The sequence below is a fragment of the Actinokineospora diospyrosa genome, assembly GCF_024171925.1.
In the GTDB taxonomy this organism is placed as follows: domain Bacteria; phylum Actinomycetota; class Actinomycetes; order Mycobacteriales; family Pseudonocardiaceae; genus Actinokineospora; species Actinokineospora diospyrosa.
Genome location: NZ_JAMTCO010000006.1, coordinates 163,127 through 173,932 on the forward strand (window position 1 = coordinate 163,127; position 10,806 = coordinate 173,932).

General features: G+C 71.8%; 8 protein-coding genes and 1 pseudogene. 3 read left to right on the forward strand and 6 right to left on the reverse strand.

The features are described from left to right. Window positions 1–17: 17 nt before the first annotated feature. Window positions 18–977, forward strand: a pseudogene (locus tag LV75_RS12550) (chitinase); the annotation flags it as partial. Window positions 978–1,133: 156 nt separating this feature from the next. Further along, entirely contained in the window at window positions 1,134–3,104 is a 1,971-nt protein-coding gene (locus LV75_RS12555; protein WP_253887044.1) for a hypothetical protein, read from the forward strand. Here LV75_RS12555 and LV75_RS12560 read toward each other — a convergent pair. The 3 genes from LV75_RS12560 to LV75_RS12570 all read right to left on the reverse strand — a co-directional run bounded on the left by LV75_RS12560 (window position 3,088) and on the right by LV75_RS12570 (window position 5,369). Next, window positions 3,088–3,513, reverse strand: coding sequence for a hypothetical protein (locus LV75_RS12560; protein ID WP_253887045.1), 426 nt, complete (start codon window positions 3,511–3,513; stop codon window positions 3,088–3,090). The two genes, LV75_RS12555 and LV75_RS12560, sit on opposite strands and share 17 nt — an antisense overlap. Window positions 3,514–3,623: 110 nt before the next feature. Beyond that, entirely contained in the window at window positions 3,624–4,292 is a 669-nt protein-coding gene (locus LV75_RS12565; protein ID WP_253887046.1) for a CobW family GTP-binding protein, read from the reverse strand. A gap of 558 nt (window positions 4,293–4,850) precedes the next feature. After that, the gene (locus LV75_RS12570; RefSeq protein ID WP_253887047.1) at window positions 4,851–5,369 is read right to left on the reverse strand and encodes a hypothetical protein; all 519 of its coding nucleotides are present in this window, start codon (window positions 5,367–5,369) and stop codon (window positions 4,851–4,853) included. 363 nt (window positions 5,370–5,732) lie between these two features. On the opposite strand from LV75_RS12570, the gene LV75_RS12575 reads away from it, so the two are divergent. Next, window positions 5,733–7,604 carry an FAD/NAD(P)-binding protein gene (locus tag LV75_RS12575; RefSeq protein WP_253887048.1) on the forward strand — a complete coding sequence of 624 codons (1,872 nt, stop codon included), beginning with the start codon at window positions 5,733–5,735 and terminating at the stop codon, window positions 7,602–7,604. Window positions 7,605–7,703: 99 nt separating this feature from the next. Here LV75_RS12575 and LV75_RS12580 read toward each other — a convergent pair whose 3' ends face one another. From LV75_RS12580 to LV75_RS12590, 3 genes are all read right to left on the reverse strand, one after another. Next, entirely contained in the window at window positions 7,704–8,675 is a 972-nt protein-coding gene (locus LV75_RS12580; RefSeq protein WP_253887049.1) for a LysR family transcriptional regulator, read from the reverse strand. A gap of 227 nt (window positions 8,676–8,902) precedes the next feature. Next, window positions 8,903–9,907 (reverse strand): aldo/keto reductase, encoded by a 1,005-nt coding sequence (locus LV75_RS12585; protein WP_253887050.1) that lies wholly within the window; start codon window positions 9,905–9,907, stop codon window positions 8,903–8,905. Window positions 9,908–9,910: 3 nt separating this feature from the next. Next, complete coding sequence (locus LV75_RS12590) at window positions 9,911–10,735, reverse strand: SDR family oxidoreductase (protein ID WP_253887051.1); 825 nt, start codon at window positions 10,733–10,735, stop codon at window positions 9,911–9,913. Between the last annotated feature and the right edge of the window lie 71 nt (window positions 10,736–10,806).

Below are 10,806 nucleotides of genomic sequence, written 5' to 3' on the forward strand. Positions count from 1 at the left end.
CCACGACCGACCCCGGGGGCGAGACCTGCGCGGTGAAGTCGAAGCCCGCGGGCAAGGTCCTCGTCGGCTACTGGGAGAACTGGGACGGCGCCACCAACGGCGTGCACCCGCCGTTCGGCTGGACGAGCATCGCCAACCCGGTGATCCGCCAGCACGGCTACAACGTGCTCAACGCCGCGTTCCCGGTGATCCGCTCCGACGGCACCGCGCTGTGGGAAGACGGCATGGACAGCACGGTCAAGGTCGCCACGCCCGCCGAGATGTGCGCGGCCAAGGCGCAGGGCCAGACGATCCTGATGTCGATCGGCGGCGCGACCGCGGGCATCGACCTGAACTCGGCCACCGTCGCCGACAAGTTCGTCGCCACCATCGTGCCGATCCTGAAGAAGTACAACTTCGACGGCATCGACATCGACATCGAGACCGGTCTCGCGGGCGCGGGCAACATCAACCAGCCCTCCGCCTCGCAGGCCAACCTCATCCGCATCATCGACGGCGTGCTGGCCCAGATGCCGTCGAACTTCGGCCTGACCATGGCACCGGAGACCGCTTACGTCACCGGCGGCAGCGTCACCTACGGCTCCATCTGGGGCGCCTACCTGCCGATCATCAAGAAGTACGCGGACAACGGCAGGCTGTGGTGGCTGAACATGCAGTACTACAACGGAAGCATGTACGGCTGCTCGGGTGACTCGTACCAGGCCGGCACCGTCCAGGGCTTCGTCAAGCAGACCGAGTGCCTCAACGCGGGCCTGGTCATCCAGGGCACCACCATCAAGGTGCCCTACGACAAGCAGGTCCCCGGCCTTCCCGCGCAGCCCGGTGCAGGCGGTGGCTACATGAGCCCGTCGCTGGTCTCGCAGGCGTGGGGCAGCTTCGGCGGCAACCTCAAGGGGTTGATGACCTGGTCGCTCAACTGGGACGGGTCGAAGAGCTGGAGTTTCGGCGACAACGTCAAGTCCCTGCAGGGTCGCTGACCCGGTAGCGACCGTGCCGACGCCGAGGGCCCGTCCGGCCCGAACACCAGTGGCCGGACGGGCTCCGCGCTGTCGCGGGCCGGTGACTGATCGACTGCGGGCGGTGATGGCCGTTGTGTAGGGTCGGGCCCCGGGGATGAGGGGAGGGGTCGGCCCATGGTGCAGGTCCAGCAATTGCCCGTGCCGCCCGCGGTGTTCGTCGACCGGGTGCCCGTGCTGGAGTGGATGACCGCCCGCCTGGACGCCGCCCGGGCGGCTGGGCGGCCTGCGTTCCTGGCACTGCACGGGCCGCCGGGGGTCGGGCTGCGCAGCATGGTGCACAAGTGCTTCTGGGACGCGCCGGAGCGCTTCGCCGACGGCTCGGTGCGGGTGCGGCTCGGCGACGGCGTCGCGGGGACCCCGGACCCGGTGGGGGAGGCGCTGGGCGACCTGCTGGTCGACCTCGGCGTGCCCGCGGGTGATCTGCCGGTGTCCGAGGAGGCGCGGGCGCGACGGCTGAAGACGGTGACCTACCGCATGAGCGTGCTGGTGGTCCTGGAGGAGGTGTCCTCCGCCGCGCAGGTCGAGCGGTTCCTGGTGAACTCGCCGACCTCGGCGGTGGTGGCGCTGTGCCGGTCCCCGTTGGCGCAGTTGCGCCGCCTGGGGTTCGAGCTCGCCCCGGTGGAGCCGCTGGAGGACCGGTTCGGCGTCGAGCTGTTCGAGCAGGCGCTGGGACCCTCGTGGTACTCGGCGGCGGGTGTCACGCCGGAGTCGGTGGTCCGGGCCTGCGGCGGGTACCCGCTGGCGATCACCACCACGGCCGCCCAGATCGCCGGTGCGCGCGAGTGGGAGGTCGCCGACCTGGTGCGCGACGTGTCGCGCCGCGGCCTCAGCGCGCTGGACCGCGACGCCCAGGAGTACGTGCGCGACAGCTTCGACCGCGCCTACAACCGGGTCGCGCCCGCCGCAGCGCGGGTGTACCGGCTGGTCGTCGGGCTGCACCCGGGCCGGAGCGTGACCACGGAGGCCGCCGCGACCACGGTCGGGACGGACGCGGCCGAGGTGCGGGCGGCGCTGGTGGAGCTGGCCGGTGCCCAGTTGGTGACCCAGGTCGCGGCCGACCGGTTCGAGTTCCACGACGTCGCGTACTGGCACGCGCGCGAGTCCGCCGACATCGGCGAGGCGCGGGCCGACCAGCGCGCCGCGGTGGCGCGGATCGTCGGGTGGTACCTGGCCGCGGCGGTGCGCCACGACCGCGTGCTGTCCGCCCGTCCCCGCAGCGGCCCGCTGTACCAGGAACCGCCGCCGCTGCAGGACGGCGCGTCGATCGGGCCGTCGCGGGCGGAGGCGTTGGCCTGGTTGGAGTCGCACCGGCAGACCTTGAGCGCGGCGGTCCTGCTCGCCCACCGGTTCGAGCTGCACGACCTGGTGTGGCAGCTGTGCGAGGCCATGTGGGGCGTGCTGCACCTGCACGGCCACTACGACGACTGGATCGCCACGCACCGGGCGGGCGTCGACTCCGCCATGCAGGTCGCCGAACCCGCGGCCCGGATGCGGGTGTGGTCGCAGCTCGGGTCGGCGCTGCTCGCCGTCGGCGACCTCGACGAGGCGGGTCGGTGTTTCGTGCAGGCGTACCGGTTCGCGCCGGATCCGGTCGGTCAGCAGAGCGCGCTCGAGTGGTCCGGCAAGGTCGCCGCCCGCCGCGGTGACTGGGACGAGGCCCTGTCCTGGTACGACCGGTCTTGGCAGGTGGCCGCAGAGGAAGTGGCCGAGAAGTGGCGGCCCCGGATGCTCGCCCTGCTTTGGTTGCAGCGCGCGCGAGCGCACCGGGGTGCCGGCCGCGCTGACGCCGCTGTCGCCGCCGCGTCGGAGGCGTTGCGGTACTTCGCCGGGACGGCTGAGTCGGACAACCTGGCCAAGTCGCTTTACGAGCTCGCCGAAGCACAGCGGCTCGCCGGAGCACCTGACGCTTCGGACAACGCCCGACGCGCGGCCGAGCTGTTCCGTGCCGACGACTCGCCCCGCGGTGAGGCGTCGGCGCTGGCCACGGTGATCGAGTGCGGCGCCGCCGCGGAGGCGGACCAGGCCCGGGTGCTCGAGCTCTACCTGCGGCTCGGTGACCCGCGCGGGCTCAGCTCCCCAGGGTGAAGGTCGCGGTCGCCCGCCCGGTCTCCACGTGGAAGGTCGTCGGCGGGCAGTCCGTTGGCCACAGGTACAGGGCGGACACCGCTAGCAGCGGATCGAGCGCGGCGCCGTCCTTGTGGGTCAACCGCAGGGTTGGGCCGTCGCGGAGCGCGACCACGCACCAGTCTTCGGCCACGGCGGCGGCCATCGCGGCGAACGGGTGTCCACTTAGGGCGGTCCGGGGCCATGTGGGGTCCGCGCACCGGGCGAACACGATGTCCGCCGCACTCCGGAGGGCGGGCACGGGGTGGTCGGCCGCGACGACGAGGTGTGAGTCGGACTGCCGTGGCCACGGGGTGGACCGCGCTTGCAGGGCGTCGACGGGATACCTGGCCACCTCGGTGACGCGGTTGTCGACCAGCGTCGCGGACACGCGGTACCCCCGACAGTCGGGTTCGACTGCGGGGACCGGCGGTGCCAACGGGTGGATCGGCGCTGGGACAACGGGTTCGGGCGATCCGAGCACCCGGTAGCCCGCTGTCCTCAGCCGGGCGATCGCCTCGCGGGGGCCGAGGTGACCAACTCCGCCACGGGGTCGAACCGGCCCGGTGCGAACCCGGCCTGGGCGCTCTCCAGTTGAGTGCGCAAGCTCGCGCGGCGGTGGAGCACGGGGGCCAGCGAGCCGAGCCGGTCCGCGGCCGATCCGACGGCGACCTCCTCAGCGGGGAACGACGCGAGCACGACCGGCTTGTCGAGAGCGGCCCCGTAGCAGGTGACCGCGCCGTGGTCGCCCACGACGACGTCAGCGGCGATCAGGGCGGCCGCCCACCCCTCGGCGGGCGGGATCAGGACGAGACCGGACCGCAGGCAATCGGCCAGCCACAGCCGGACCTGGTGCGGGCCGTGGGCGAACCAGAGGTGCGGGTGCAGCACCGCCGCCACCCGGTACCGGTCGACCGGCAACTCGGCGAGCAACTGCCGGAGCAGGTCGGGCCAACTGCCGAACAACGACTCCGCGCGCCAGGTCGAGGACACGACGACGAGGTCCTGGTGCTCGCCCACCCCCAGGGCCGCGCGGAACCGGGGCCGGTGCGCGACGCTCGCCAGCATCCGATCCCACCGCGGATCCCCGATGACCACCGCCCGGTCGACGGCCCCGGGCACCGCGACGGCCAACCGCCCCCGCTCCACCTCGTGCGACAACGCGACCACCGTCGGCACCACCCGGCCGTCGACGACCAACGACTCGGCCGACAGCCCGTAGACCGGCTTTCTGGCTTTCTGGCTTTCTGGCTTTCTGGCTTTCTGGCTTTCCGGCTTTCCGGCTTTCCGGCTTTCCGGCTTTCCGGCTTTCCGGCTTTCCGGCTTTCCGGCTTTCCGGCTTTCCGGCGTGAATCGTCTTACTGTACCCAGTGCCGTGGGAGACGAAGATGGTGGGGCCGTTCAACCGGTGCACATCGCCGCTGGAATTTGCGGTGATGATGAGATTCCACCGCCGTTGGTTCGCGGTGCGCCAATCGATGACCAGTGCCCCTTCCGCGCGGAGCAGATCGCTCACCCCGTTGGGCACCTTCGCCGTGTCCGGACAGGTGAAGGCCAATTGCACGGAAAGGTCGGAGTCGAACATCGCCACGAGGTCGAGGAGGCGGTTCGCCGATGTCACGTTGTGCACGACGAAGAGAACGGCGTGGGTCGGCACATGCGTGAGCCAGCTCGATTCCGGCTGGTCGGCCGCCGGGTCCGTCAGGTCGGTCAACGTTGGCCCGACCGTTAGCCCGCGATGGGGAACACGGGCTCGAAGGGCGTGCGGACGTCGATGTCAGCCCGCGCCGCCTTCGCGAACTCGTTGAGCGCGGCGAAGAAGGCCGTCGATGCCTCGGTGTGGCGCGGGCGGTGGTGTTCGTCGACGGCGCCCTGGTGGCCCGGCTTACCGGTCGCGCGGATCTGCTCGATGGTGCCCGCCAACGCTTCGGCGGCCGCGAGGACAGCGGTGAGCCGCTTGGTGACCGTGCCGTGCGCGACCAACACGGTGTGCATCGCCGCGGCCCTGATCCGCTCGACCACGGCCGTGGTGTCCACCGCTTGCGCGACCCGCGGCGTCGGCCACACGACAACTCGCGCGAGTTCATCGCACGCCGACAGGAATTCCGCGTATACGGTCCGCCTCTGCTCGCCGAAGCGCGAGCGGTTCTCGCGGCGGCCGGAGACGAGCAAGGTCAGCACGACGCCGCTCACCGTGCCGATCACAGCGATCAGCGGAGCGGCCCACCACGGTCCGGTCGAGGTCATGACCAGACCGTAGCGACGCGCTCGCGCCGCCGCGCCGCCGGGCGGGCGGTGGCGGCCGTTAGCACGTCTCCACGTTGGACGCCAGCGGCCCCTGTGCGGTGTCCGCCAACGGAATCCGGCCACGCGGCGGGGTCAACTGTCTGTGATCATCCGGCGCGGGCCGCGCGGTGGAAGTGGGGTGGTCCGCCGTCGCTCACAGTGAGCGCCGCGGTCGCGGGGGTCGGTGGCGGGCGCCGGTGGGAAGGCTTGCCAAATGTGGCGGCGCGTTGAGAGTCTTTGTTGTGTCGTGTGGTCAGTAACAGGTTCAGCAAACCCCTCGATCTGATGACCGGGCCGATGTCGCCTGTACCGCCGGAGAATCCCATGTGCACCGATGACAAACGCGTTCCGAACCCGGACGACTCCCCGCGTCGTCGGATCCTCGTCGTGGGAGCCGGTTTGGCGGGTACCGCGACCGCCATTCGGCTGCTCCGGTTCGCCACCGAACCGGTGGAAGTGGTGCTGGTCGACCGCGAGCCCGCGCACCGGCACGCCGGGCCCGCTTATCACCCCGACGGCAACCCCTGGCACCACGTGTTCAATATCCAAGCCGGGCGGATGTCTGTTTTCCGCGAGGACGTGGACGATTTCCTGTCCTGGTGCAACCATGAGGCGGACCGGTCCGCGTGGCCGCCGCACTGGCGCGCCTTCGCATTCACCGAATCGGGACCGGCCCCGCGCCGGGTGTTCGCCGACTACCTCGCCCAGCGGTTGGCCGAAGCCGCCGCCGACGCGCGCGCCGGGGTGGTGCTGCGCGAAGCCGATGCCGACGTCGTGGACCTGGTGCCGGGGGCGACCGGGACGACCGCGGTGTTCGAGCGGTTCTGTTGGCTGGGCGGGGAACCGGCGCCCGGGGTGGTCACCCTCGAGGTGGATCGCGTGGTGCTCGCGACCGGTCCCGAGTCGCGCCACCCGGGGTACGCGGACGCGGTTCTCGACCACAGCGCCTATGTGCGCCACCCGTACAGCCGCGACGCGGTCGATCGGATCAACGCGGTGCGTCCGGATGCCACGGTCGTCGTCATCGGGAGTCTGCTCAGCGCGTACGACATGGCCGCGATGCTCCTGCGCCGCGGGCACCGGGGCGCGATCCACCTGATCTCGCGGTCGCGGCTCACGCCGAAGCCCTATCCCGCCGACCACAAGCACCGCGTGGTCCACGTCCCCGCGCCGGTGATCGACCCGTCGCGCGGCGGCGCGGACCTGCTGCGGCAGTGGGCCGTGCAGTGGAACCGGGCGTGCCGGTTCGTGGCGCTGAAGTACCCCGACGAGCACCCCTCGGTGATCTCCGAGCGGGTGGCCAAGGCGTGGGAAGAGCACTTGCCCGCGATCGTGCAGCGCCTGTCCGACGCCGATCTGCGCGCGGTCCTGGACAGGTACGGCAGTCTCATCGCGACCCTGCGGGTCAGCGCGATGGCGTACACGACCGAGATCGTCGACTCGGCCAGGGTGGGGACCGGTCAGGTCCGGTTGGACAAGGGCCGGGTGGTGGACCTGCGCGCCGCCGACGGCGGTCGTTTGACGGTCAAGACCTCCGACGGGCAGGCAGGGCAGGCGGGGCAGGAGGTGCTGGCGGACCTGGTCATCGCGAACTTCGCCCGGTTGTCCGACTACGCGCACACCGGCTCCACCCTCTGGCGGCGCCTGCTGGACGCCGGGTTGGCGACCCCGCACCGCAGGACCCAGCGGGGCGTGGAGATCACCGAAGGCGGCGCGCTGCGCACCGCGGCGGGGCCGCCGGTCGGATCGATCTTCGTGGTGGGTGCCCCGCGCGAGGGCGACGAGATCGTCCGCTTCGGCCGCACCGGCGCATTCGGCTTCAACCTGGCCGCCATCAAGAACCATTCGATCGGGGTGGCCGCGGGTGTCCTGCGCGAGCTGGAGACCCGCTACGCCAGCGACCCGGCGCCCACCGAGCAGCTCTTACCGGAACCGCTGAGGCGGCGGTGGTCCACGCTGGTGGACCTGGAAGTCCGCCGCCTCGCGGCACGGGGCCTGCAGGGCCGCGACGAGCTCTTGGCGCGGTTCGAGGCGGAGTTGGCCGACGCGACAGGCGTCCCCGGGGACCGGCGGTGGGTCGCGCGCCTCAACGAGGCCGCGGTCGAGCGCCTGACCGACGTGTCCGTCACGCCCCGGGAGTTGCGATCCAGTCTCGCTCTCGACGCCGACGCGGGTGCCGTTCCCGCCCGGGGGTAACTCTGAGCACTGTGATCCAGCGGCACCGGGCCGGTGCGCGACGGCACGGAGGGTGACGGTGGCGTTCGTCACCGCGCGCCGATGAGTCCACAGTGGACATCAGAAGGTCGGGGTGGTGTGGCTGCCCTCGTCGGCCCACCAGGTGGGGAAGTAGTCGTTGCGGGAACCGTGCCGGTGGTAGATGGCCACCAGTTCGGCGCAGACCTCCTCGATGTGCCCGCCCACCGGGGTGTCCGGGCGGTAGACGACCCGCAGGCGTTGGCGCAGCGGGCTGCCCGCGAGACCGCGCAGGCGGATGCGGCCCGCGATGTCCTGGCCGGTGATGAGGGCGGGGCCGATGGCGGCGCGGGTCGCCACCAGCTCGTGCGCGGTGGGCGGGAACAGGACCTCGTGCTGCTGGTCCATCGACACGCCGTAGCGGTGGCAGACCTGGCGCAGGTACACCGGCCACTGGCTCATGTCCGGCGGTTCGTCCACCCACGGGTACTCCGCGACCGCCTCCAGCCGCGCGGTGCGCTCGCCCGCCAGCGGGTGGTCGGGGGAGACCATGACCAGCACCGGCTCGTCGCGGACGATGACCTGGCCGCGGACGTTGTCGCCGAGCGACTGGGTGAAGCCGGGCCACTCGTAGACGATCGCCAGGTCCAGCGACCCGTTGGTGACCATGTCGATGCTGGCGCGCGGGTCGGTCTCCTCGGTGAGCCGGATGCCGCGCACCCAGGGCCGCCCGGCCAGCCAGCGGCTCAGCGCCAGGTGCAGGAACCCGCCGTTGCCGCCCATCCTGGTCGGTGGGGCGGTGGCGGCGCGGGCCTGCGACTCGGCCCGGCTGCAGATGCCCTGCAGCCCGCGCAGCACGGCGCGGGCCTCGGCGAGCACGTTGTGGCCGAACGGGGTCGGACTGGATCCCCCCTCGGCGCGGAAGAACAGCTGACCGCCGAGTCTGTTCTCGATCCGCTGCAACTGGCTGGTGAGCCCGGGTTGGGAAAGTCCGAGGACCTTCGACGCGCGGTTGAGGCTGCCGGACTCGGCGATGGCCACGATCACGCGCAGGTGGCGGATCTCGACCTCCATGTGCTCTCTCCGTCCGCAGGGCGGGGCGCCGCGCCCGGCCGGACCGGTCGGCACGACGCGCCCGTGGCGGAACGGCGGCCGCCCCGGGACAGTGCCCCCGACGCGCGTGCCGGGGGCGGGGGGTGGATTCGCCGCTCGCAGGAAGAAATCACGGCCGGTCGGACCGCTGGTCCACTATAAGGCCATTTCCCACACTGTGGTCTATCTCAATCTTGCATAGCGAAGCGCTATAGCGTGAGCGGGTCGGCTGATCGGTATTGCGGTGGCGCAAATGTCAGTCTTGGGTCTGTTTGCACGAAAGTTCCCAATAGCTGATCGATCTGGCCGAGCACGTCGAGGTCGAGCCGAACACCCGCCGCCGCGGTGTCCTCGCGCACCTGCTCCGGCCGTGAAGCGCCCACCACGACCGTTGCCACCAGCGGGTTCTGCAACACCCAGGCCAGCGCGAGCTGCGCCATGGTCAGCCCGCACGCCCCGGCGACACCGCGCAGCGGCTCGACCCTGGCGAGCAGGTCTTCGGTGAGCAGCGGCCAGATCAGCGCCCTGGCCAGCCCGCCGCCCGCCGCGCGCGAGTCGGCGGGGAAGACGCCCGCGCCGTAGCGGCCCGCGAGCACGCCCTGGGCCAGTGCCGCCGTTGCCAGTTGCCCGATGCCCAGCCGTTCGCACGTCGGGATGACCTGTGATTCCGGTACCCGCCACAGCATCGAGTACTGCGGCTGGTTGCCCACCAGCGGAACCCGGTGCCGCTCGGCCAGTCCCGCCGCCTGCTGGATCTGCTCGGCGGTCCACTCCGAGGTGGCGACGTAGTGCACCTTGCCCTGCCGCACCAGGTCCGACAGCGCGGTGAACGTCTCCTCCAGCGGTGTGTGGTAGTCGAAGCGCAGCAGGTGGTACAGGTCGACGTAGTCGGTGTTCAGCCTGCGCAGCGACCCGTGCAGCGAGGCGAACAGGCTCTTGCGGCTGAGCCCGCCGCGCGCCGCGCCGCTCTCCTCCGGCCAGAACGCCCCGGTGCTGATCACGACGTCGTCGCGCGGTGTGCCCGCGAGTCCGCGCGCCAGCGATTCCTCGGCCGCGCCACCTCCCCACGCCGCGGCGGTGTTGAACAGCGTCACCCCCTCCGCGACCGCGGTGCGCACGCACGCCTCGCTCTCCCCGCCGTCGTGCGTGAGCCAGTTGCCGAACCCGACCTCGCTCACCACCAGGCCGCTGGTGCCCAGGTTCCGGTAGCGCACGGGTCAGCCCTTCCCGTTGGCCGGTGCGGAAGACCGTGCGCCCGGCAGGTTCGCCACCGTGTCGCGCAGCCACTCGTCGGGGTCGGCCGCCTTGCGCGCGTAAGCCTCGCCCGCCTGCGCGTGCGGCAGGATCAACAGGTCCTCGCGCGCCATGGCCGACAGCACGGCGTCGGCGACCTCTTCCGGTTCGACCAGGGGACCCATGGCCATCACCGCCTTGGCCGCCGGGTGGTCCGCGCGCACGCCGTCGATCAGGAACGGGGTGCGCACACCGAGCGGGCACAGCGCGCTGACCCGGATTCCCCGCGTCCGGTAAGTCATCGCCAGCCATTCCGCAAGCGCCACCGCGGCGTGCTTGGTGACCGAGTACGGCGCGTCGCCGGGCAGGGTCAACAAACCCGCGCCGGACGCGGTGATCACGAGATATCCGTCGCGGGCCACGAGCATCGCGGGCAGCGCAGCCTGCGCGGCGTAGACGTGTTGCAGCACGTTGAGTTCGAAGGAACGCCGCCAGTGCTCGTCGGAGGCGTGCACGCCGGTGCCGAACGCCACGCCCGCGTTGGAGCAGAAGACATCCAGGCGGCCGTACCGCGCCAGCGCCAGGTCGACGAGCGCGCGCAGATCGGCCCGCGACGCCGCGTCCGCTTGGCGCGCAACGGCTCTACCGCCCGCGCGGGTGATCGCCTCGGCCACGCCCGCCGCCGCGCCGCCGTCGAGATCGGACACCACGACCCCGCGCGCTCCCGCCGCGGCGAACCTGGCGGCCATCGCCGCGCCCATCCCGTGCCCGGCCCCGGTGAGCACGGCGACACGGCCGGTCAGCTCCATGAGTTCTCCCCTTCGCGCGTTCACCTGCGATGACGCCCCGCTCGCCGGTGGAAATGCATCCGCGGAATTCG

Coding starts and splice junctions, on each gene's coding strand:
- LV75_RS12555 (WP_253887044.1), top strand. CDS start 1,134: ATGGTGCAGGTCCAGCAATTGCCCGTGCCGCCCGCGGTGTTCGTCGAC.
- LV75_RS12570 (WP_253887047.1), bottom strand. CDS start 5,369: ATGACCTCGACCGGACCGTGGTGGGCCGCTCCGCTGATCGCTGTGATC.
- LV75_RS12575 (WP_253887048.1), top strand. CDS start 5,733: ATGTGCACCGATGACAAACGCGTTCCGAACCCGGACGACTCCCCGCGT.
- LV75_RS12580 (WP_253887049.1), bottom strand. CDS start 8,675: ATGGAGGTCGAGATCCGCCACCTGCGCGTGATCGTGGCCATCGCCGAG.
- LV75_RS12590 (WP_253887051.1), bottom strand. CDS start 10,735: ATGGAGCTGACCGGCCGTGTCGCCGTGCTCACCGGGGCCGGGCACGGG.